This is a genomic window from Pseudomonas sp. PA-1-3F, assembly GCF_021609665.1.
GTDB classification, from domain to species: Bacteria; Pseudomonadota; Gammaproteobacteria; order Pseudomonadales; family Pseudomonadaceae; genus Aquipseudomonas; species Aquipseudomonas paracarnis.
Genome location: NZ_WJZD01000035.1, coordinates 40558 through 61911, shown reverse-complemented (window position 1 = coordinate 61911; position 21354 = coordinate 40558). Strand labels below are relative to the sequence as shown.

At 61.0% G+C, this 21354-nt stretch carries 20 protein-coding genes and 1 pseudogene; 9 read left to right on the top strand and 12 right to left on the bottom strand.

Going from position 1 to position 21354, the window contains the following annotated elements; all coding sequences use genetic code 11:
* Positions 1–656: TPM domain-containing protein (locus tag GIV26_RS22260; RefSeq protein ID WP_236282249.1), on the bottom strand; the 656-nt coding region annotated here is incomplete at its 3' end.
* An 18-nt stretch (positions 657–674) separates the two neighbouring features.
* Positions 675–1286 carry a LemA family protein gene (locus GIV26_RS22255; RefSeq protein WP_014717327.1) on the bottom strand — a complete coding sequence of 204 codons (612 nt, stop codon included), beginning with the start codon at positions 1284–1286 and terminating at the stop codon, positions 675–677.
* A gap of 241 nt (positions 1287–1527) precedes the next feature.
* On the opposite strand from GIV26_RS22255, the gene bglX reads away from it, so the two are divergent.
* A complete protein-coding gene (gene bglX, locus GIV26_RS22250; RefSeq protein ID WP_236282241.1) occupies positions 1528–3819 on the top strand; it encodes a beta-glucosidase BglX in 2292 nt (763 codons plus the stop codon).
* 145 nt (positions 3820–3964) lie between these two features.
* Here bglX and GIV26_RS22245 read toward each other — a convergent pair whose 3' ends face one another.
* The 6 genes from GIV26_RS22245 to GIV26_RS22220 form a co-directional block, all read right to left on the bottom strand.
* Positions 3965–5122, bottom strand: coding sequence for a phospholipase D-like domain-containing protein (locus GIV26_RS22245; RefSeq protein WP_034126534.1), 1158 nt, complete (start codon positions 5120–5122; stop codon positions 3965–3967).
* A 1-nt stretch (position 5123) separates the two neighbouring features.
* Positions 5124–5705, bottom strand: a complete 582-nt coding sequence (locus GIV26_RS22240; protein WP_054898725.1) for a YceI family protein — start codon at positions 5703–5705, stop codon at positions 5124–5126.
* Positions 5706–5917: 212 nt separating this feature from the next.
* Positions 5918–6676 (bottom strand): IclR family transcriptional regulator, encoded by a 759-nt coding sequence (locus tag GIV26_RS22235; RefSeq protein ID WP_236282239.1) that lies wholly within the window; start codon positions 6674–6676, stop codon positions 5918–5920.
* Between the two features lie 64 nt (positions 6677–6740).
* Positions 6741–8183 (bottom strand): amidase, encoded by a 1443-nt coding sequence (locus GIV26_RS22230; RefSeq protein WP_236282237.1) that lies wholly within the window; start codon positions 8181–8183, stop codon positions 6741–6743.
* Entirely contained in the window at positions 8180–9490 is a 1311-nt protein-coding gene (locus tag GIV26_RS22225; protein WP_236282235.1) for a citrate-proton symporter, read from the bottom strand. Before GIV26_RS22225 ends, GIV26_RS22230 begins: the two co-directional genes overlap by 4 nt.
* Positions 9491–9548: 58 nt before the next feature.
* Positions 9549–10724, bottom strand: coding sequence for a M20 aminoacylase family protein (locus tag GIV26_RS22220; RefSeq protein WP_236282233.1), 1176 nt, complete (start codon positions 10722–10724; stop codon positions 9549–9551).
* Positions 10725–11075: 351 nt separating this feature from the next.
* On the opposite strand from GIV26_RS22220, the gene GIV26_RS22215 reads away from it, so the two are divergent.
* From GIV26_RS22215 to GIV26_RS22205, 3 genes and pseudogenes are all read left to right on the top strand, one after another.
* On the top strand, positions 11076–11369 hold the full coding sequence (locus GIV26_RS22215) for a DUF3077 domain-containing protein (RefSeq protein ID WP_236282231.1): 294 nt from the start codon (positions 11076–11078) through the stop codon (positions 11367–11369).
* Between the two features lie 230 nt (positions 11370–11599).
* Positions 11600–13009 (top strand): annotated as a pseudogene (locus tag GIV26_RS27430) (PAAR domain-containing protein).
* A complete protein-coding gene (locus GIV26_RS22205) occupies positions 13006–13395 on the top strand; it encodes a hypothetical protein (RefSeq protein WP_236282229.1) in 390 nt (129 codons plus the stop codon). The pseudogene GIV26_RS27430 and the gene GIV26_RS22205 overlap by 4 nt, the downstream one beginning before the upstream one ends.
* A 180-nt stretch (positions 13396–13575) precedes the next feature.
* On the opposite strand, the gene GIV26_RS22200 is transcribed toward GIV26_RS22205, so the two are convergent.
* A complete protein-coding gene (locus tag GIV26_RS22200) occupies positions 13576–13890 on the bottom strand; it encodes an amidase (protein ID WP_236282228.1) in 315 nt (104 codons plus the stop codon).
* Positions 13887–14960 (bottom strand): serine hydrolase domain-containing protein, encoded by a 1074-nt coding sequence (locus GIV26_RS22195; protein ID WP_236282226.1) that lies wholly within the window; start codon positions 14958–14960, stop codon positions 13887–13889. Before GIV26_RS22195 ends, GIV26_RS22200 begins: the two co-directional genes overlap by 4 nt.
* 184 nt (positions 14961–15144) lie before the next feature.
* On the opposite strand from GIV26_RS22195, the gene olsB reads away from it, so the two are divergent.
* A complete protein-coding gene (gene olsB / locus GIV26_RS22190; RefSeq protein ID WP_003189352.1) occupies positions 15145–15900 on the top strand; it encodes an L-ornithine N(alpha)-acyltransferase in 756 nt (251 codons plus the stop codon).
* Complete coding sequence (locus GIV26_RS22185; protein WP_032893104.1) at positions 15900–16691, top strand: lysophospholipid acyltransferase family protein; 792 nt, start codon at positions 15900–15902, stop codon at positions 16689–16691. The genes olsB and GIV26_RS22185 overlap by 1 nt, the downstream gene beginning before the upstream one ends.
* Positions 16692–16810: 119 nt before the next feature.
* On the opposite strand, the gene GIV26_RS22180 is transcribed toward GIV26_RS22185, so the two are convergent.
* Entirely contained in the window at positions 16811–17389 is a 579-nt protein-coding gene (locus GIV26_RS22180; RefSeq protein ID WP_236282224.1) for an acyl carrier protein phosphodiesterase, read from the bottom strand.
* Between the two features lie 155 nt (positions 17390–17544).
* On the opposite strand from GIV26_RS22180, the gene GIV26_RS22175 reads away from it, so the two are divergent.
* The 3 genes from GIV26_RS22175 to GIV26_RS22165 are packed head-to-tail and all read left to right on the top strand — an operon-like array spanning position 17545 to position 20124.
* Positions 17545–17856, top strand: coding sequence for an ArsR/SmtB family transcription factor (locus GIV26_RS22175; RefSeq protein ID WP_054899009.1), 312 nt, complete (start codon positions 17545–17547; stop codon positions 17854–17856).
* 17 nt (positions 17857–17873) lie between these two features.
* Positions 17874–19040: an MFS transporter gene (locus tag GIV26_RS22170; RefSeq protein WP_072446858.1), complete on the top strand. Its 1167-nt coding sequence runs from the start codon at positions 17874–17876 to the stop codon at positions 19038–19040.
* Between the two features lie 28 nt (positions 19041–19068).
* Positions 19069–20124 (top strand): alkene reductase, encoded by a 1056-nt coding sequence (locus tag GIV26_RS22165; RefSeq protein WP_236282222.1) that lies wholly within the window; start codon positions 19069–19071, stop codon positions 20122–20124.
* A gap of 343 nt (positions 20125–20467) precedes the next feature.
* On the opposite strand, the gene GIV26_RS22160 is transcribed toward GIV26_RS22165, so the two are convergent.
* Positions 20468–21100 carry a TetR family transcriptional regulator gene (locus tag GIV26_RS22160; RefSeq protein WP_034125975.1) on the bottom strand — a complete coding sequence of 211 codons (633 nt, stop codon included), beginning with the start codon at positions 21098–21100 and terminating at the stop codon, positions 20468–20470.
* Positions 21101–21354 lie beyond the last annotated feature (254 nt).

The following is a 21354-nucleotide window of genomic DNA, read 5'->3' as shown; positions in this document are numbered from 1 at the left end:
AGCACCCCGCCGCGCCCGCTGCTGTTGAGAATCGCCAGCAGGATAGCGCCTACCGGCAAGCCCATGCGATTGCACAGCCACAGCACGCCGATCAGCAGAATAAACAGGCCGATGGAAAACCCGGGATTATCCATGGCGAAGTTCGCATCCGCCACATGGGCCGGCACCGCCAAGGGCTCACCGCCCACCACCTGGATCATCGCGGCCACGCCGTCGCTGATGCCCTGGCTGAAATTGCCGACCTTGAACTTGGGCAGGATCACCTGGTTGATGATCACCCAGGATTGCGCATCCGTCAGCACGCCTTCCAGGCCATACCCGACTTCGATGCGCAATTGGCGGTCATCACGGGAGACGATCAACAGCGCGCCGTTGTCCTTGCCCTTCTGGCCAATGCCCCACTGGCGGCCCAATTGATAACCGTAATCCTCAATAGGCACGCCTTGCAGGTCGGGCACGGTGACCACCACCAGCTGGTCGCCCGAGGTCTGCTCCAGCGCCTGCAATTGCTGGGTCAGTTGCTCGCGCACCGCCGGGTCGATCATCTGCGCGCTGTCCACCACCCGCCCGGTCAGCGCCGGGAAGCTCAGTGCCGCCTGGGCCACGCCCACGCAGGCCAACAGCCACAGCGCCAGGCCTATCCGTAATAAACGCATCGACACCTCAGTGCAGCCTTATTTGAACTTCACTTGCGGCGCTTTATCGGCATCGGCGCTGGTGGCTTCAAACGTGGCGCGGATCGGCAAATCGCTGTACATCACGCTGTGCCACAGGCGGCCCGGGAAGGTGCGGATCTCGGTGTTGTAAGCCTGTACGGCCTGGATAAAGTCACGGCGAGACACAGCGATACGGTTCTCGGTGCCTTCAAGTTGCGATTGCAAGGCCAGGAAGTTCTGGTTGGCCTTCAGGTCCGGGTAACGCTCGGACACCACCATCAAACGGCTGAGTGCGCCGCTCAGGCCATCCTGGGCTTGCTGGAACTGCTTGAGTTTTTCGGGGTTGTCCAGGGTGCTGGCATCCACCTGGATCGAGGTGGCCTTGGCCCGCGCTTCAATCACCGCGGTAAGGGTTTCCTGTTCGTGGGCGGCATACGCCTTCACCGTTTCCACCAGGTTGGGGATCAGGTCAGCACGGCGCTGGTACTGGTTCTGCACCTGGCCCCAGGCGGCCTTGGCCTGTTCGTCCAGGGTCGGGATGTTGTTGATGCCGCAACCGCTCAGCACGCTGCTGATCAGTAACAGCGCCGCAGCCTTGAAGCCCCAGCGATAAGTGTGTGCTGCTTGCATAGTGTTTCTCCTGCCCGATCTGATGGAATGTGACGACTAACCCTATAAACCACGCGCTTGGGGCATAATCCGCCACCACTGGAATGCTTCGAGCCAATCAGCTACAAAGATGCCCAGCGCGAAAAAGAGTTCAGAGTGTGCTGCATTTATCTGAACAACACCCGAACAACAATAGACGTTCCCCACATTTTGGCCGACAGCATCTCTCTGAATGCTGCGCAGTCGCCGAAAAAGGATATTCATGAAAAAGCTGTGTTTGCTCGGCCTTGTTGCCACTCTGGCCAGCCACCCCGTATGGGCAGAAACAAAGCCTGCTGCGCTTAACGACAAGGACGCCTTCGTCAGCGACCTGCTCAAGCAAATGACCCTGGATGAGAAGATCGGCCAATTGCGCCTGATCAGCATCGGCCCGGAAATGCCCCGCGAGCTGATCCGCAAGGAAATCGCCGCCGGCCGCATCGGAGGCACCTTCAATTCCATCACCCGCCCCGAAAACCGTCCGATGCAGGACGCGGCCATGCGCAGCCGCTTGAAGATCCCGATGTTCTTCGCCTATGACGTGATCCACGGCCACCGCACCATTTTCCCGATCAGCCTGGCCCTGGCCTCCAGCTGGGACATGGACGCCATCGGCCGCTCCGGGCGCATCGCCGCCCAGGAAGCCGCCGCCGACAGCCTCGACATCACCTTCGCACCGATGGTGGATATCTCGCGCGACCCGCGCTGGGGCCGCACTTCCGAAGGTTTCGGTGAAGACACCTACCTGGTGTCACGCATTGCCGAAGTGATGGTCAAGGCGTTCCAGGGCACCAGCCCCGCGAATGCCGACAGCCTCATGGCCAGCGTCAAGCACTTCGCCCTCTACGGCGCGGTGGAAGGCGGGCGCGACTACAACGTGGTCGACATGAGCCCGGTCAAGATGTACCAGGACTACCTGCCGCCCTACCACGCGGCGATCAAGGCTGGCTCCGGCGGCGTGATGGTCGCGCTCAACTCGATCAACGGCGTGCCTGCCACCGCCAACACCTGGCTGATGAACGACCTGCTGCGCAAAGACTGGGGCTTCAAGGGCCTGACCGTCAGCGACCACGGTGCGATCGTCGAGCTGATCAAGCACGGCGTGGCCAAGGACGGGCGTGAAGCCGCCAAGCTGGCGATCAAGGCCGGCATCGACATGAGCATGAACGACTCGCTGTACGGCAAGGAATTGCCGGGGCTGCTCAAGTCCGGCGAGATCCAGCAGAGCGACATCGACAACGCCGTACGCGAAGTGCTCGGCGCCAAGTACGACATGGGCCTGTTCAAGGACCCGTACCTGCGCATCGGCAAGGCCGAGGATGACCCGGCCGACACCTACGCCGACAGCCGCCTGCACCGTGCCGAGGCCCGCGACATTGCGCGCCGCAGCCTGGTGTTGCTGAAAAACCACAACGACACCCTGCCGCTGAAAAAATCCGCGACCATTGCCCTTGTCGGCCCGCTGGCCAAGGCACCCATCGACATGATGGGCAGTTGGGCTGCTGCCGGCCGGCCTGCGCAATCGGTGACCCTGCTCGACGGCATGAACGCCGTGATCGGTGAAAAAGGCAAAGTGATCTATGTCCGTGGCGCCAACATCACCGGCGACAAGGCAGTGCTCGACTACCTCAACTTCCTCAACTTCGATGCCCCGGAAGTGGTGGATGACCCGCGCCCTGCCCAGGTGCTGATTGATGAAGCGGTGAAGGCGGCGAACAACGCCGACGTTATCGTCGCGGCGGTGGGCGAGTCCCGCGGCATGTCCCACGAATCGTCGAGCCGTACCGACCTGAACATCCCGCAAAGCCAGCGCGACTTGATCAAGGCCCTCAAAGCCACCGGCAAACCGCTGGTGCTGGTGTTGATGAACGGCCGTCCGCTGTCGATTCTCGAAGAGAACCAACAGGCCGACGCGATCCTGGAAACCTGGTTCGCAGGTACCGAAGGCGGCAACGCCATCGCCGACGTGCTGTTCGGTGACTACAACCCATCGGGCAAGCTGCCGATCACCTTCCCTCGTTCGGTAGGGCAGATTCCGACCTACTACAACCACCTGACCATCGGCCGGCCATTCACCCCAGGCAAGCCGGGCAACTACACCTCGCAGTACTTCGATGACACCACCGGCCCCCTGTTTCCGTTTGGCTATGGCCTGAGCTACACCACGTTCAGCCTGTCGGACATGGCACTGTCGTCCACCACGCTGAACAAGACCGGCAAGCTCGATGCCAGCGTCACCGTGAAGAACACTGGCAAGGTCGATGGCGAAACGGTTGTGCAGTTGTATATCCAGGACGTGGCCGGTTCGATGATCCGCCCGATCAAGGAGCTGAAGAATTTCCAGAAGGTCATGCTCAAGGCTGGCGAAGCGCGCACGCTGCACTTCACCATCACCGAGGACGACTTGAAGTTCTACAACGCCCAGCTCAAGTTCGCGGCGGAACCGGGTGAGTTCAATGTGCAGATCGGCTTGGATTCCCAGGATGTGCAGCAGCAAACCTTCGAACTGCTCTGATCTGAAGCTGTAAACACGGTCGCTGTGGGAGCTGGCTTTTGTGGGAGCTGGCTTGCCTGCGATACAGGCACCTCGGTTTGTCAGGTGTACCGAGGTGATGCTATCGCAGGCAAGCCAGCTCCCACAGTTGATTGAGGTGGCCCGACTAACCGCGCCGATCCAGCAGGTTCACCACCAACCGATCAATCCAGCCCCACACCCGCTGCTTCACCCGCCGCCACAATGGCCGCGCCTTCCATGCCTCCAGACTCACCGCCTGGCTTTGGGCAAAGTCCGCTTCGAAACTGCCCACCACCGCTGCCGTCAACTGCGGGTCCAGCGCTTCCAGGTTGGCTTCCAGGTTGAAGCGCAGATTCCAGTGGTCGAAATTGCACGAGCCAATGCTCACCCAATCATCCACCAGCACCATCTTCAGGTGCAGGAAACACGGCTGGTATTCGAAGATCTGCACGCCTGAACGCAGCAGGCGCGGATAATAACGGTGCCCGGCGTAACGCACCGACGGGTGATCGGTGCGCGGGCCGGTGAGCAGCAAACGTACGTCCACACCGCGCCCTGCCGCCCGGCGCAAGGCACGGCGCACGCTCCAGGTTGGCAGGAAGTACGGGGTCGCCAGCCAGATACGCCCCTTGCTGCTGTTCAAAGCACGAATCAACGATTGCAGGATGTCACGGTGCTGACGCGCATCGGCATACGCCACGCGGCCCAGCCCCGGCCCGGTGGCGGGCACCTTGGGCAAGCGAGGCAAACCAAAGTGGGTAGCCGGTTTCCACTCACGGCGCGCGGCGTTAGCGTGCCATTGCCGGTCGAACAGGGCCTGCCAGTCCAGCACCAGCGGGCCGCTGATCTGCACCATCACTTCATGCCAGTCGGCGGTGTCTTGCCCCGGCGTCCAGAACTCGTCGGTGACACCGGTGCCGCCGACCACCGCAATGCGCTGGTCGATCAGCAGTAGCTTGCGATGGTCGCGGTACAGGTTGCGCATCCAGCGCCGCCAATTCAGGCGGTTGTAAAAGCGCAGCGCCACGCCGGCATCGGTCAAGCGCTTGCGCAGCCCCAGGGTAAACGCCAGGCTGCCGTAATCGTCAAACAGGCAACGCACCTGCACGCCGCGTTCGGCGGCCAGTACCAGCGCCTGCACCATGGCCTCGGCGCAGGCCCCGGCTTCGACCAGGTACAACTCAAGATCAACCTGCTGCTCGGCCCGGGCGATACCCACCAGCATCTGTGGGAAGAAATTCGGCCCGTCGATCAGCAATTCGAATTGATTGGCGCTGCGCCACGGGAACACCGCGCCGCTCATGTCAGCGCGCCGTGAAGATCAGCACCGCACCCACCGGCACCGACAAACTGATCGATTTGAGCCCTGCCGCCTTACGCAAGGTAGCCACACCGGGCGCCAGGTCGAAATCCTCGGCATGCAGCACCACGGGCTCCAGGGTTACCACCTGGAAACGCCGCTCATCCAGGCGCGTGGCCAGCAGTTCGGCGCTGTAGGTCTGGGTCTTGCCGTGCAGCGTGACGCTCAAGGGCAGGCGCAATTCCAACTGCGCGCCGGACGCCAGATCATTGATGGGCTGCAGATTGATCTGTGCGCTGATCTGCGCTTCGGGGAAGGTCTTGATCTCGAACAGCTCTTTACGCATGCGCTCGTCGCGCAACGGAATACCGCTGTTGATTGAGTCCAGCTCCACTTCCAGCCGAGCCGCGCCTTTGGCGTCGACTTTGCCGTGCAGCACCAGGAAGCGCTGGACTTCGGCAATCTCGGTGTTTTTGGTGGTGACGAAAGACAGGCGCGAGGATTCGTTATCCAGGTACCAATCGGCGTGGGCGGGCACGGCAGCAAAGGCCAGCAGCGCGAAGACCAGAGGTTTGACATTGAACATAAAGACTCATGGGGCAAAAAAACCTGGGCGAACCTTAAGCGCAATCTCACAACCGGCGCAAATTCAATGTGGGAGCTGGCTTGCTGTGGCGAGGGAGCTTGCTCCCGTTCGACAGCGCAGCTGGAGCCGGCTTTTTGGGGGCGCTACGCACCCCAGCGGGAGCAAGCTCCCTCGCCACAAAAGCCAGCTGCCACAGGGTTTTTGCTGTGTTTTCAAACCAGCGTTCGCTGCACTTCGCAGATCGCTTCTTCAAGGCTGCCCATGTGCAAATTCAACACCCGCTCCACCGGCGCCTGATGCATCGGCCAATGCAGCGCCATGCTCCCCACCAATCGGCCATTGGCGCGCACCGGCAAGGCCACCGCCCGGATCAGGAACGGCAAACGCACCGGGTATTCCCAATAGCCCTCGGTACGCTGTCCGAAGCCCTGGTGCTGGGTTTGCTCGCATGCGCGATAGTGCTCGTCTGCCGCCACATGATTGCGGCCTGCCAGGCGCTGTACTTCGTCAGCCGGCAATTGCGTCAGGCAAGCCTTGCCCATCGCCGAGTGGAACAGGCTGGCGTACTGGCCGACGATCTGGCAGTTGTTCGGGTACAGCTTGCGTAACACGCTGGGAATCGCACTCTCCATGACCTCCAGGCGCTCACCATCGAAGCACGACAAGTCCACCACCAGCCCGGTGCGCTCGCTGAGCTCCAGCAACCAGGGCGCGGCGCTCTCCACCACCTGGCGCTTGAAGCGTTGCTGGGTATCGCCAAACAAGCGCCGGGCACGCAGGCGGTAACGCCGATCGCTCAGGCCGCGGTAGACCCACCCATGTTCCTGCAAGGTCAGCAACATGCGCGACACCGTGGCCTTGGGCAGCTGCGTGAGGTAGTGCAGTTCTTCCAGCCCAAGGGCCTGGTGCTCGCCCAGCAACTCGACGATTGCCAGAGCGCGCTCAACCGAGCGTACGGTGCCTGTCTCCATATTCGATCTCCCTGTTGCCGGTGGATGATCTTTTTTCACAGCAAGATACAGGCCCGGTCAGCGCTCAACGGGTCGTTGCAAGGCACGCCGGTGGCCGGCGTTGTACCCATTGGGTCAGTTGTTCATGGGCATAGGCCAATTGCAGTACGGCCCTGTCGGCCTGGGCCGGGCCAATGATTTGCAGGCCCATGGGCAAGCCCTGGGGGTTGAAGCCCACCGGGATGCTCATGCTCGGCAAACCGGCGAGGGTCGGGCCGATCACCACCTCCATCCAGCGGTGATAAGTGTCCATTTCGCGCCCGCCAACGAGGCGTGGCCAAGGCTGTTGTGCATCGAAAGGGAACACCTGGGCGGTGGGCAACAGCAGGAAATCGTAACGTTCGAACAGCTTGCCCAAAGCGCGGTACCACTCACTGCGGTCCACCGACGCCTGGTAAACCTGCTGGGCACTCAAGCCCTGGCCGCCCTCCACTTCCCATTGCGCTTCGGGCTTGAGCAACGCGCGTTTTTGCGGGTTGGCGTAGGCCGCGCCGAGGTTGCCGTGCACCAGCCAATGGCGGTGTACCAACCAGCAGCGCCACAGGCGCGCCATGGAAAAGTCCGGTTGGCAGCTGTGCACTTCACAGCCCAACCTGGCGAAATCATCCAGCGCTGCTTCGCACAGGCTCATCACGCCATCATCCATCGGCAGATAACCGTTGTAGTTCCCCAGCCAACCGAGGCGTGCGCCGTTGAAGTCGCGTTGCAACGGCTGGCCCAGCACAGCGGGATCGTCCCTGGATGACAACGGCGCCCGGGGATCGTAACCGGACTGAATGCTCAGCAACCGCGCCACATCCGTTACGCTGCGCCCCATCGGGCCTTCGGTGCCCAATTGCTGCACGAACAGTTCCGGCATCGGTCCGTGAGGCACCCGCCCTTGGGAGGGGCGCAAACCGAACACGTTGTTGAACGCCGCCGGGTTGCGCAGCGAGCCCATCATGTCGCTGCCGTCGGCCACCGGCAGCATGCGTAGCGCCAGGGCCACCGCCGCCCCGCCACTGCTACCGCCGGCCACCAGGCGCGGGTCATAGGCATTGCCGGTGGTGCCGAACAGCGTGTTGTAGGTGTGAGAGCCCAGGCCGAACTCCGGCACGTTGGTCTTGCCGATGATGATCGCGCCACTGGCCCGCACCCGCGCCACGCTGATGGCGTCTTCGTTCGGTACATGCTCGGCGAACAGCGGTGAGCCCAGGGTGGTGCGCAAACCCTGGGTGGCCGCCAAGTCCTTGATGGCCTGGGGCATGCCATGCATCCAGCCACGGGAATGGCCCCGGTCCAACTCACGATCACACGCCCTCGCCTCGGCCAGCACCGCCTCGCTGTCGCGCAACGACACCAGCGCATTCACGCCAGGGTTAAAGCGCTGGATCTGCACCAGGTACGCCTGCATCACCTCTTCGCACGACACCTGCCGCCCGTGAATGGCCCGCGACAGTTCAGTGGCATCCCAATCAACAATACTCAAAGCTTCACCTCTCTGGAAAACGGCAACGGCTTGCTCGCCCGGGGCGCCTCGCGCATGCAGTAGGTGCCCAGCAGCGTCAGCACACACGCAAACAATACATAGAACGAGGGCGCCACCGGCGTGCCCAGCACCTTGCTCAGCCAGGTCACGATCAACGGCGCGAAACCACCGAACACCATCACCGCCACGTTATAGGCCACCGACACACCGGTCGAGCGCACCTCGATAGGGAACTGTTCGGCCAATGCCGTCGGCGCTGGCCCGAAGAACCCGCCAATCGCCGTGCACAACATCACCTGCATCACCAGCAGGCGCTCGATGGACGGCGCAGCGGCTACCCACACATACAAGGGGTAGACCATCACGAAGAACGCCAGGGTGAAGGCCATCAACACCGGTCGCCGTCCCAACCGATCCGAGAGCAGGCCGGACAAGGGGATCACCACGGTCATCAGCGCCACCGCAAACATCTGCACCATCAGCACCTGGTCCAGCGGCAGGCCGAGGTTTTTGTGGGCGAAGGTCGGCATGTTCACCAGCACCACGTAGAACGACACCGTCGCCCCGCAGGCCAGGCCCATGGACACCAGGATGCTGCGCCGATGGTCACGCAGCACTTGCATGAGGCTCGGCGCCGGGCCGGTGGCGTTTTTACGCGCCTGGATGAACTCTTCCGGGTCTTCCATGTGCCGACGAATCCACAACCCCACCGGGCCGATCAACAAGCCCAGCACAAACGGCAGGCGCCAGCCCCACAGGTCGAGGGTTTCGGGCGAAAAGAAATGCGTGACCAACGCCACCATCGCCGCCCCGCCGAACACCGCCAGGCATTGCCCTACCAATTGCCAGGAGCCATACAAGCCCTTGCGATGGGCAGGTGCACTTTCCACCAGAAATGCCGTAGCACTCGCGTACTCACCGCCGGTAGCGAACCCCTGCAGCATGCGCGCCACCACGATCAGCAACGGCGCGCCCATGCCGATGGCAGCATAATTCGGCGCGAAGGTGATCAGCGCGATGGACACGGTCATCAACCGGATAATCAACTGCATCGCCGCCTTGCGGCCTTTGCGGTCGGCGTAGATGCCCAAGAGGATGCCGCCCACCGGGCGCATGAAAAAGCCCACGCCGAAGGTGGCCAGAGCCATCAGCAGCGAGGCGTATTCGTCCTCCGAGGGGAAGAACTGCCGGGCGATGATACTGGCGAGAAAGCCGTAGACGATGAAGTCATACCATTCCAACGCGTTGCCAATCACCGCCGCCACCACTTGGCGGGTGCGCGAAACACCAGGTTTTGCAGTCTGCATGAGGAACACTCCATTCAACCGATCAGGGAAAGGGTCCAGCGGCAGAAAAAAGAGGTCGTCAGGCCGGCTTGAGCCAGCTCTCGGCCAGCGCGCCCCAGTAGGCTGCGCCGGTCAGCAGGATGTCGTCGTTGAAGTCATAGGCGGGGTTGTGCACCATCGGCCGCGACACGCCGTTGCCGATAAACAGATAACTGCCTGGGCAGCGTTGCAGCATCCAGGCGAAGTCTTCGCTGCCCATCAGCGTGCGGGTGTTGCCGTCCACGGCGTCGGCACCGAGCAAGGCCACGCCGACCTGACGGGCGAATTCGGTTTCTTCGGCGTGGTTGACCAGCACCGGGTAGGCCGGCCGGTGTTCGATCTGCACGGTGCAGCCGAAGCTGGCGGCCTGGGTCTGGATGATCGCGTTGACCCGTTCCAGCATCTGTTCACGTACCTTGGGGTTAAGTGCGCGCAAGCTCAGGCGCAACAGGGCTTGCTGGGGAATCACATTGGCGGCTTGCCCTGCTTGAAGGGCGCCGACCGTGACCACGGCAGCTTCCTGGGTGTCGATATTGCGTGCTACCACCGTTTGCAAGGCCATAACCATGCTCGCCGCCGCCACCAGCGGGTCCACGGTCAAATGCGGCATCGAGCCATGGCCACCTACGCCTTCGAGCGTCACGGTGAGCAGGTCCTGGGAGGCCATCATCGGCCCCACTCTCAAGCCCAGATGCCCAGCCGGCAAGCCTGGCATATTGTGCATGCCGAACAACCCGTCGCAGGGGAAGCGCTCCAGCAACCCATCTGCAAGCATCGCCTCGGCGCCGCCCTGGCCTTCTTCGGCGGGTTGGAAAATCAGGTTCAAAGTACCGTCGAATTGCCGGGTCGCCGCCAGGTAGCGGGCAGCGCCGAGCAGCATGGTGGTGTGGCCGTCATGCCCGCAGGCGTGCATGCAACCGGCGTGCTGGCTGGTGTAGGCCGCACCGGTGTTTTCGATGATGGGCAACGCATCCATGTCGGCACGAATGCCCAGCGTGCGCGAACTGCTGCCATTGCGCAGCACGCCGACCACACCGGTCTTGCCGATGCCGGTATGCACCTCATAACCCCATTCCCGCAGGGAGTGCGCGACCAGCGCTGAGGTGCGGTTCTCTTCAAAGCCAAGCTCAGGATGGGCATGGATATCGTGACGCACAGCGTGCAAGTCGCTGGCAACGTCGCTGAGCCAATCCAGGATGTGCTGGTGTGGGCGCATGGTGATTCTCCTCACAGGCGGGTGTTCCCGTTCTTGTTGGCGACACACCGCCAGCTAACCGCGATGTGGGCGCGAGGACAATCAAAGGTGGTTCCACCCTGTGGAACCTGAGGCCAACCATTTTCTTAAAATCTCTGGAGATCAAAATGTGGGAGGGGGCTTGCCCCCGATGACGGACTGTCAGCCAAAACATTTCCAACTGACCCACCGCTGCCGGGATCAACAGCGAAATGCCACCGGTTGCGAGGCCACGTACATAGCGTTAATCTCCCCACCGTCGCTGCTCATCAACGACCGGGCGTGGAATCCCGAGAAAGAAGCTCATTTTGGTTGTACCAAAGGAGCAAGCTTATGCCGTACGAAACACCCTCAGCCGAAACCATCGGCGCCGCCACCTTCGCAGACTGCGGAGAAAACAAAAGCCACCTGAAACTGTTCCGCGTCAACGCCGGGGTTCCGCTTGTGGAAGCCCTCGAACACGCCTCCCACGTGCTCTACTACGCCAAAATACTCTCCCTTGAAGCTGCCATGGACCGCAGGGCCGAGAGGTTTGCGTTCGCCTCGCATTACTTGGGCGAAATGGGCAAAGCCATCATCGACGACCTGCTGCTGGCGATGCAGCCCGGCACTCCACCTGTGCAATAAGTAATACGCGCCCGGTGCACGGCATCGGGCGCCGCAATCCCATCAGATTAATACGACGAAACTCACGGAATCGTCTGACTTTACCCTAAGTAAATCCCTCTCCAAAGTCTGGCTTGCCACTGACTCTCCCTTGCTCGTTTACCTCGATTGAAATGCGTCACGCGTTAGTTTTCTTGTCGAGACGAGGAGGAAAGTACGGCCAAAAAACTTAATGGATAAAGGGAAAAACAATGAGCGTAGGTTATTTCATTGGCCTGGGTGACAAGACCACCTGCGGCGGGGAAGTGCTGGACGGAGATAAAAGAGTCAACATCCATGGCCTTCTTCATGCCTGCGAAGGTGATCGAGTTACCTGTGGCAAGGATGGGCAAACATATAAGATCGTCGGTGGCATTTCTTACATGAACAGTCATGGCCGGCTTATGGCCGGTACGTTGGATAGTTACAGCGACTGTCCCTGTAAAGCCGAGCTGATTCCTTCAGTGTTTTCAGCTCAATATGGTAAAGATAGCGGCGCTACGAACTCCGCCAGACGAGCAGCCGAACCGGTCCGAGCCACTACCAGTTGGGCGGCGCCTTCTCAAAGCGCTTACAAACCGCCAAGCCATTCAGTCCCGTCTGCATTTAACGGCCTATCGGGCCAGGAACCAGGTTTTTATATCGTGCCCAAAAGCACTACGCGCGAGGCTTTGGAGGCCACGCTTTTTCCAGTTCTTGACCCGGCTGTAATGCGCAAGTTTCAAACGCTGAATCCCAATACAGGTCACTTCAAAGCCGGCTCAATGGTCGTGCTCAGCGATCCGAACAACACCTCCTGCACTTATCAGGAAGCGCAGTTGATGCAGGCCGCTCAACAAGTCGATGCCTCCCTGGATTCCCTTACGCCGGACGAGGCCGACTTTCTGTATCGACACGGTGCCGAAATCGCCAGCTTCATAGGCCATACCTCAACCTAGCTCGGCGTGAGTGCGGTGGTGATGGAAACGCACCTGAATAACTTGCGCAACACCCTCCAGGCCATCGAGCGTCTACACCAACAAACTTATCGTCAGCACGGCCACCTTAAGTCGTCGCAGTTCTTCACGGATCGCCAGCGTCTTATGAGCCAGCTGGATGCTCATCTGTTGAATTCCACTCGGCTGCGTGGCCACACCACCCTGGGCGATCACCCCAAGTTGAAAACAGCCCTCGGCATTTCCAGTCGTAGCTTGGTGCACCATTGGGACAAGGCCGGTGCGCCGGGGCAGATTCCGGGATATGCCGCTCACGTGGAAGCAACGAGTCGTGCTACCCAATACATGAAGGCGGGCGGTTACATCGGGATTGGGATTGGCGGAGTGTCTTCGCTGATGGCTATTGAGCAGGTATGTAACGGCGAATCTGGGCCAGCTTGTGAGAAGGTCAAGTTTACTGAAGGCGGAAAATTTGGGCTTTCTACTGCCCTCGGCGTTGCAGGTGGCGCGATGGCTAGTTCTGCCAGTGGTCCGATCTGCCTGGCGATTGGCGTAGCCACTGGAGGTATCGGAGGCGTTGTATGCATCGCAGCTATAGTAGGGACAGGCGCATGGATGGGGACGACTGTTGGTAGTATGACTGGCGAAGCTATCGGAGAAAAAATTTACGAAATGACTCAACCATGACCGGTATCGACACTTGGCCTCCCTGGGCTGCAATCTTTGTTTTGGGGGCCCCAGGTCTGCTCGCAGTTGCCGGGGTTGCTCATAGTTTGCACCTGAGCCACCGTCATCTGGACGCATTAAAGGAGGCTTTGAAAAACAGTCGGTATATCTACCTATGGGGAGATAGCCTAGGAAAACGGGGCTTGATTTGGTCACTCTTGGAAATATCAAAAATCGCGGGGATGGTCGTGTGGCCGAGGGCTTATGTTCTTACCGGTGATGTAAATCCTGCTGATATCGAAACATTTCCAGCTCGTCTGAAACGGCGTCTGATCGTCAATATGACGCTGATGTTCACGTCATTCACATGGGGGGTAGTTGCCGCCATGCTTGTGAAGTTCAGGTAGCTCAAACGGGCCTCAGCCGAGGTCCGACATCAGCAAAAAACCAGCGCCGTTGCGTCCGCCAGCGCATATCCCCTGTGGGAGCGGGCTTGCTCGCGAATGCGCAATACCAGCCAATACATGTGTTGACTGACCCACCGCATTCGCGAGCAAGCCCGCTCCCACAGGAGGTGATGGGGTGTGTCAGGGAGTCAGGCGGCAGCCTTGGCGGTTGCTTATCCATCGCGCTGTATGCGTACGCCCCAAACCACTCGCCTTTACTTCACTGCGCTCAGGCGTGTCGATAAACGCACTGGTTGGCACGTACTGCTTCACATACCCCAGGCAATACTGCGCCGGGTTGTTGGCCACGTACCGGCACGAGCAGTACTCCTTGGCGGTGTACGCCGCGATGATGTCGGGGAAGGCTTGCAGGTTGACGCGCTCGTGGCAAACCCAGCCGAACAATGCGAAAAGCAACACCAGTAAAACGCTGATGAACGGATGGCGTCGAATCATGAGCGCACCGCCGCCAGCACGCGTTTGAGCAGTTCGTTATGCCGGTAACTGCCATCCCGATCATCGCCGTAACGCACGATCACCAGGTGTTCGTCGGGCAGCACAAACAGCGCCTGGCCCCAGTGCCCCAGCGCGGCGAAGGTAGTGGCCGGTGCGTCGGGCCAGGGTTGGGGGGCGCCGGTGTTGAGCCACCAATGGCCGCCCGGCACAGCTTCATCCTGGCCGGCTTTGTAGCGGTCGAAGGGCCGGCGGTTGAAGGCGACCCAGTCCTTGGGCAGCAGTTGCCGCACGCCCCAGCGCCCATCCCGGGCCATCAGTAACCCTACTCGTGCCAGATCCCGGGCCGTGAGGTAGGCATAGGACGACGCGACAAACGTCTCATCGGCATCGGTTTCCCAGGTTGCGTCGCGAATGCCCAGGGGCTGGAACAGCGCGTCCCACGGGTAGGTCATGTAGGCCTTGTGGCCGAGCATGCCCTTGAGCGCAGCGGACAGGATAGTGCTGTCGCCACTGGAATAACGGAAAGCCTGGCCAGGAACGGCGGCGGCCTCGGTATCCGCCGCGAATTGCGCCATGTCGGTGTGGCCACGGGTGTAGAGCATCGCCACCACCGAGGATTTCAACGGGGCGTACTCGTAGTCTTCCTGCCAGTCCAACCCGGAGGCCCAGTGCAGCAGGTCGGCCATGCTCACTTTGGGGTGCTGCTTCATCGGTGGGTAGAAACGTGCGGCGGGGTCGTTGAGTTTGAAGCGGCCTTGCCCATAGGCCACGCCCAGCACGGTAGCCATCAGGCTTTTGCTGACAGACCAGGTCAGGTGCGGCGTGCTGGCAGTGGTGGGCGCGGCGTAGCGTTCATAAATGATTTCGCCGTCACGAATGACCAGCAACGCGTCGGTGCGAATACCGTTGCGGGTGGCATCGTCGCGGGGTGGGAAAGCGTAGGCGTCCAGGGCATCGACAGCGGGGCCGGCGAGAGATGTACCCACGGCCCACTCCTTATCAGGCCAGATTTCAGCGCGGGCATTCACGGTGACAAACAGCAGGGCAACGCACAACAGGCCTCGGACCATGGACGCGAACTCAAGGGGGCATTCAAGCCCGCGAGCCTAGCTCACGCCAGTGACAGATTTGCGACAAGGGGGCTGTCATCCAACCGTCACCGTAACTTCATGGAGCTGACACCGAGGCTACATAGCCTGACTTTGGACAACAAAGTCGACTGGCCGCAACCTGGCCGGCACCCGGAGACTCGCTATGACTCAGATCGCCCGCATCAGCGACAAAGGCAATGAACGCCGTCTGCAAGCCGAACGCCTGGTAGGCGCACAGGCATTGCAGGAAGCCCAGGCCCTGCGGTTCAACGTGTTCAGCGGCGAGTTCAACGCCAAGCTGAAAGGCGCAGAACTGGGTCTGGACATGGATGACTATGATGTTCACTGCAGCCATATCGGCGTGCGGGATTTGAACAGCGGTCGACTCGTCGCGACTACCCGTCTGCTCGACCACCAGGCCGCCAGCACCCTGGGCCGGTTCTACAGTGAAGAAGAATTCAGCCTGCATGGCCTGCTGCACTTGCAGGGCCCGATCCTGGAGATTGGCCGCACCTGCGTCGACCCGGCCTATCGCAATGGCGGCACCATCGCGGTGTTGTGGGGCGAGTTGGCCGAAGTGCTCAACCAGGGCGGCTACAGCTACCTGATGGGCTGCGCGAGCATCCCGATGCACGATGGCGGCATCCAGGCCCACGCGATCATGCAGCGCTTGCGCGAGCGCTACCTGTGCAACGAACACCTGCGCGCCGAACCGAAAAAACCACTGCCGGCCCTGGACTTGCCGTCCAACGTCATCGCCGAAATGCCGCCGCTGCTCAAGGCCTACATGCGCCTGGGCGCGAAGATCTGCGGCGAGCCGTGCTGGGATGAAGACTTCCAGGTAGCAGACGTGTTTATCCTGCTCAAGCGCGACGAGTTGTGCCCGCGCTACGCGCGCCACTTCAAGGCGGCCATGTGATGAACCGCCTGCGCATCTACGGGCGCATCGCCCGCGTGTTGTTGGTGGTGGGGCTGGGGCTGAGCATGGCCAGTGTGTTCGGCCTGTTCGAGCGCCTGGGCGTGGCTAACTCGATGGTGCGGCGCCAGCGTTGGTCGCGCTTCTTTATGGCGCGACTGACCAACGCCCTGCCCTTTCGCGTAACGGTGCATGGCGAGTTGCCGCAAACGCCCATGCTGTGGGTGAGCAATCACGTGTCCTGGACGGATATCCCGTTGCTGGGCATGGTGGCGCCGATGTCGTTTTTGTCCAAGGCAGAGGTGCGCACCTGGCCGGTGGCCGGCTGGCTGGCGGCCAAGGCTGGCAGCCTGTTTATTCGCCGCGGATCAGGTGACAGCCAACTGATCCGCAAGCAAATGACCCGTCATCTGGAGCAACAGCACCCCTTGCTGATGTTCCCCGAAGGCACCACCACCGACGGGCGCGGCCTGCGCACGTTCCACGGGCGCTTGCTGGCCAGCGCGATCGATGCGGATGTATCGCTGCAGCCGGTAGCGATTCGGTATCTGCGCGACGGCCAAGTCGACCCGCTGGCACCCTTTATTGGCGATGATGATTTGCTCTCGCACCTGATGCGCTTGTTTTCCAATGACCGCGGCGATGTGGAGATTCATGTGCTCAAGCCGATTGCCTGCGCCGGGCAGGAACGTGCGGCGTTGGCGTATCAGGCGCAGCAGGCGGTGCAGAAGGCGCTGTTCGGCCCGGTGCCGGAAACCGAGCAAGTGGCCGCTCGGCCTGCATTCGCAGCCTGACGCAATGTGAACTCAATCCAAATGTGGGAGCTGGCTTGCCTGCGATAGCGGTGGGTCAGCCATAACATTCTCAACCGGTAGGCCGCTATCGCCGGCAAGCCAGCTCCCACATTCAGATCTCATGTAGTCAGTTGAGATTGTGCAAATTTCTGCAACTCTGGGTAGAACAGTCGAAAGTCCCCACTCAGGGGTTCATACAAAACCCGCAACTCCTGCATCGCGTACCCCAGTTCCTCAGGCTGTGTCAGCCGCCGCGAAATCCCGCGCAGCACCTGGTCCATCACCGCAAACTCGCGGTACGAGCCCAACCAATCATCCGCTGCCATATACGGCGCAATCTGCGCCAGCCGCCCCGGCAACGCGGGTTCGGCCGCCAACACCTGATACACATGCGACGTGAAACGCTCCAGGGGCTGGTCGGCATACAGCGCCCAATCACGCGCCAGGCAATGGTCAAAAAACACATCGAGCACGATGCCGGCATAGCGCCTGCGGGTCTGGCTGAAACGCGACAACGCCTCCCCCACCAATGGGTGGCTGTCGGTGAACCGGTCGATGGAGCGATGCAGCTGGATCGCCGCTTCGATTTGCGGGCTGAACTGGCCCTGCAGGCGGCCTTTGACGAAGTCGCCATAGAGGCTGCCCAGCAATTGCGCAGGAAGTTGGCCGCCCAGGTGCAGATGTGCGAGATAATTCATGCTGCGCAGTCTACCACTGCCACTCGCATATCGTTATAACCCGATATACCGATTTAGCCTGGCCTCAGATCAAAATCATATTGGTATATCGGGATATTGCGATTTAAAGTTCGCCTCATCGCGATATAACGCTTTACGACACCGAGCACCCTGCCATGTCCATCGACCTCGACGAAATAATAAAAGCCCTGGCGCACCCAGTACGACGAGACATCCTCACCTGGCTCAAAGACCCGAAAGTGCAGTTCCCCGAGCAATTGCACAACCACGAATACGGCATCTGCGCCGGGCAGATCGACCAGCGCTGCGGCTTGTCCCAGTCGACCGTGTCGGCGCACCTGGCCACCTTGCAACGGGCGGGGTTGATCAGCAGCCAGAAGGCCGGGCAGTGGCACTTTTTCAAGCGCAACGAGGAAGTGATCCAAGCCTTTCTCGCTGCGCTCATTACCGAACTCAGCGCACCGTAATCATCAAGGACACGCCCATGCCCCTCTCGCTACTCATACTGGCCCTGAGCGCCTTCGCCATCGGCACCACCGAGTTCGTCATCATGGGCTTGCTGCCCGATGTGGCGACGGACCTGGGTGTGTCGATTCCCGGCGCCGGCTGGCTGGTCACCGGCTACGCCCTGGGGGTGGCCATCGGCGCGCCGTTCATGGCACTGGCCACCGCCAGGCTGCCACGCAAGGCGGCGCTGGTAGCGCTGATGGGTATTTTCATTATCGGCAATCTGCTCTGTGCCCTGGCAAGCGACTACAACGTGCTGATGTTTGCCCGTGTGGTCACAGCGTTGTGCCACGGTGCCTTCTTCGGGATTGGCTCGGTGGTAGCGGCCAACCTGGTACCGGCCAACAAACGTGCGTCGGCCGTGGCGCTGATGTTCACCGGGTTGACCCTGGCGAACGTGCTGGGCGTGCCCCTGGGTACGGCGCTGGGCCAGGAAGCCGGCTGGCGCTCGACCTTCTGGGCCGTGACCGTGATTGGCGTAATCGCCTTGATCGGCCTTATTCGCTTCCTGCCCGCCAAGCGTGACGAAGAAAAACTCGACATGCGCGCCGAACTGGCCGCCCTCAAGGGTGCCGGTATCTGGCTGTCGCTGAGCATGACCGCGCTGTTTGCCGCGTCTATGTTCACCCTCTTTACCTACGTCGCGCCGCTGCTGGGCGATGTCACCGGCGTGTCGCCCAAGGGCGTGACCTGGACCCTGCTGCTGATCGGCCTGGGGCTCACCGTGGGCAACATCATCGGCGGCAAACTGGCGGACAAGCGCCTGGCGGCCACCTTGATCGGCGTGTTCATCAGCATGGCGATGGTTTCCACGGTGTTGAGCTGGACCAGCGTTGCGGTGATACCGACTGAAATCACCCTGTTCCTGTGGGCCACCGCCTCGTTCGCCGCCGTGCCGGCGCTGCAAATCAACGTGGTGACCTTCGGCAAGGCCGCGCCGAACCTGGTATCTACCCTGAATATCGGTGCCTTCAACATTGGCAACGCCCTTGGCGCCTGGGTCGGCGGCAGCGTGATTGCCCACGGCTTCGGCCTGACCAGCGTGCCGCTGGCGGCCGCCGCACTGGCGATTCTCGCGCTGCTGGTGACCCTTATCACTTTCCGTCAGGGCGGCAACGCCGACCTGGCCCCCGCGACCAACTGATCAACTTGAAAGAGAAGGTGTTTTTTCCATGACGACTATTTTCGATCCGATCACACTGGGCGACGTGCAACTGTCGAACCGCATCATCATGGCGCCGCTGACCCGCTGCCGCGCAGACGCCGGGCGCGTGCCCAATGCGCTGATGGCCGAGTACTACGTGCAACGCGCCTCCGCCGGGCTGATCCTCAGCGAAGCCACTTCCGTGGCACCGATGGGCGTGGGCTACCCGGACACCCCCGGCATCTGGTCCAACGATCAGGTGCGTGGCTGGGCCAACATCACCAAGGCCGTGCATGGCGCGGGCGGCAAGATCTTCCTGCAGTTGTGGCACGTTGGCCGCATCTCCCACGAGTCCTACCTGAACGGCGAAACCCCGGTGGCTCCGAGTGCGGTCCAGGCTAAAGGCCACGTCAGCCTGGTTCGCCCATTGGCCGACTACCCAACCCCGCGCGCCCTGGAAACCGCTGAAATCGCCGACATCGTCGACGCTTATCGCACCGGCGCCGAGAACGCCAAGGCCGCCGGTTTCGACGGCGTGGAAATCCACGGCGCCAACGGCTACCTGCTTGACCAGTTCCTGCAGAGCAGCACCAACCAGCGCACCGACCAGTACGGTGGTTCCCTGGAAAACCGTGCGCGCCTGTTGCTGGAAGTCACCGACGCCGCCATCGAAGTCTGGGGCGCCGGCCGCGTGGGCGTGCACCTGGCACCGCGTGCTGATGCTCATGACATGGGCGACGACAACCTCGCCGAGACCTTCACCTACGTCGCCAGCGAACTGGGCAAGCGCGGCATCGCCTTCATCTGCTCCCGCGAAAAAGAAGGCGCAGACAGCATTGGTCCACAGCTGAAAAAAGCCTTCGGCGGCGCGTACATCGCCAACGAACGCTTCACCAAAGACAGCGCCAATGCCTGGCTGGCGGCGGGCAAGGCGGATGCAGTGGCCTTTGGTATTCCTTTCATCGCCAACCCGGACCTGCCGGCGCGACTGAAGGCCGATGCGCCGTTGAACGAGCCGCACCCTGAAACTTTCTATGGCAAAGGCCCGGTGGGTTACATCGACTACCCGACGCTGCCGATCTAACCTAACCCGCAAACCCAATGCTGTAGGAGCGAGCTTGCTCGCGAGAAACTAACAGGCGCCGCGTTCACTCAGGAAGCACGCGTTATCGTTGAAGTTTTTCGCGAGCAAGCTCGCTCCTACAGTGTCAGGAGCAAGTCCCCTCCCACATTTGTGCCTGTCTGTAGCCCCCCTGGAAACATCGCTTCACAGAACGGCAACAATATCGCTACAAAATACTTAGCCGGCTACCTATCAACCGCCCGCCAGGCCGTATATAAAGTCACCCCACAAATCAGCCAGAAGGACGATTGACCGTCCTTAGGCTTTACTGTTGACACAACGGGTTGCAATTACGCATTTTGTTTCAATTGCGCAGGCTGGGGCTCAGGCGCAGCATGTCCAGCCCTATATCAGCCCAGCGCTCGGCGTCCTGGTGCAGTTCAAAGCTATCGGGGACCAGCAGCCACTGGCCGATCAAACCGTGGATGAAGGCATGTATGCAGACAGCCCCACGGGTGGTGTCGAGATTTTCAGGCAGTTGCCCGCGATGAACCGCGTTACGCAACGTCAGGCTGATACGCAGGTTGCATTCCAGGCTGTGGGTCTGGCGTTGGCGGCGCATGTCACACATTTCATCGGTGAACTCGCACTTATGAAACAGAATCTCGTTGATGCGCCGGGTTTTCGGGTCCAGGGCCACTTCATGGTAGAGATGAATCAGCAGCTTGCGCATACAGCCCAGCGGGTCGACTTCATCCTCGCTTTCACTCGCCCGGGCCAATTCGTCCAGGGGTTCGTGCAGCGTATCGAGCAAGGCCTGGAGCAAATCGGACTTATTGCTGAAATGCCAATAGATAGCCCCACGCGTCACGCCCGCCAACGCGGCGATGTCCGCCAGGGTGGTACGCGCTACGCCACGCTCATAAAAGGCTTGCTCGGCGGCTTGGAGAATCTGGCTGCGCGTTTCCTGAGCTTCCTCTTTGGTGCGACGAACCATGGCAGTAAAACCTCAATCGGGACACTGTGGACGGTACTTGACCGTCATCTGAATAATTGTGGGACGACGCCGTCATGGGCGCCGAACGTACTAGAATCGAGGCTTGCGGCGGTGCTTTGTCAACATTGCGCGAAGCCTGTCAAGAGTTTACAAACAACCATGAACGTAAGTATATTGCGTAGCAAGCTACTTATCCACTCACGGCTTGTTTTTTACCCTTCCACACTTCTTGTGCGCACTCTGCGCGCCTGACC

Coding starts and splice junctions, on each gene's coding strand:
- bglX (WP_236282241.1), top strand. CDS start 1,528: ATGAAAAAGCTGTGTTTGCTCGGCCTTGTTGCCACTCTGGCCAGCCAC.
- GIV26_RS22165 (WP_236282222.1), top strand. CDS start 19,069: ATGACGACTATTTTCGATCCGATCACACTGGGCGACGTGCAACTGTCG.
- GIV26_RS22170 (WP_072446858.1), top strand. CDS start 17,874: ATGCCCCTCTCGCTACTCATACTGGCCCTGAGCGCCTTCGCCATCGGC.
- GIV26_RS22255 (WP_014717327.1), bottom strand. CDS start 1,286: ATGCAAGCAGCACACACTTATCGCTGGGGCTTCAAGGCTGCGGCGCTG.
- GIV26_RS22200 (WP_236282228.1), bottom strand. CDS start 13,890: ATGATTCGACGCCATCCGTTCATCAGCGTTTTACTGGTGTTGCTTTTC.
- GIV26_RS22235 (WP_236282239.1), bottom strand. CDS start 6,676: ATGGAGACAGGCACCGTACGCTCGGTTGAGCGCGCTCTGGCAATCGTC.
- GIV26_RS22195 (WP_236282226.1), bottom strand. CDS start 14,960: ATGGTCCGAGGCCTGTTGTGCGTTGCCCTGCTGTTTGTCACCGTGAAT.
- GIV26_RS22220 (WP_236282233.1), bottom strand. CDS start 10,724: ATGCGCCCACACCAGCACATCCTGGATTGGCTCAGCGACGTTGCCAGC.
- GIV26_RS22240 (WP_054898725.1), bottom strand. CDS start 5,705: ATGTTCAATGTCAAACCTCTGGTCTTCGCGCTGCTGGCCTTTGCTGCC.
- GIV26_RS22205 (WP_236282229.1), top strand. CDS start 13,006: ATGACCGGTATCGACACTTGGCCTCCCTGGGCTGCAATCTTTGTTTTG.
- GIV26_RS22185 (WP_032893104.1), top strand. CDS start 15,900: ATGAACCGCCTGCGCATCTACGGGCGCATCGCCCGCGTGTTGTTGGTG.
- GIV26_RS22225 (WP_236282235.1), bottom strand. CDS start 9,490: ATGCAGACTGCAAAACCTGGTGTTTCGCGCACCCGCCAAGTGGTGGCG.
- GIV26_RS22180 (WP_236282224.1), bottom strand. CDS start 17,389: ATGAATTATCTCGCACATCTGCACCTGGGCGGCCAACTTCCTGCGCAA.
- GIV26_RS22245 (WP_034126534.1), bottom strand. CDS start 5,122: ATGAGCGGCGCGGTGTTCCCGTGGCGCAGCGCCAATCAATTCGAATTG.
- GIV26_RS22175 (WP_054899009.1), top strand. CDS start 17,545: ATGTCCATCGACCTCGACGAAATAATAAAAGCCCTGGCGCACCCAGTA.
- GIV26_RS22215 (WP_236282231.1), top strand. CDS start 11,076: ATGCCGTACGAAACACCCTCAGCCGAAACCATCGGCGCCGCCACCTTC.
- olsB (WP_003189352.1), top strand. CDS start 15,145: ATGACTCAGATCGCCCGCATCAGCGACAAAGGCAATGAACGCCGTCTG.
- GIV26_RS22160 (WP_034125975.1), bottom strand. CDS start 21,100: ATGGTTCGTCGCACCAAAGAGGAAGCTCAGGAAACGCGCAGCCAGATT.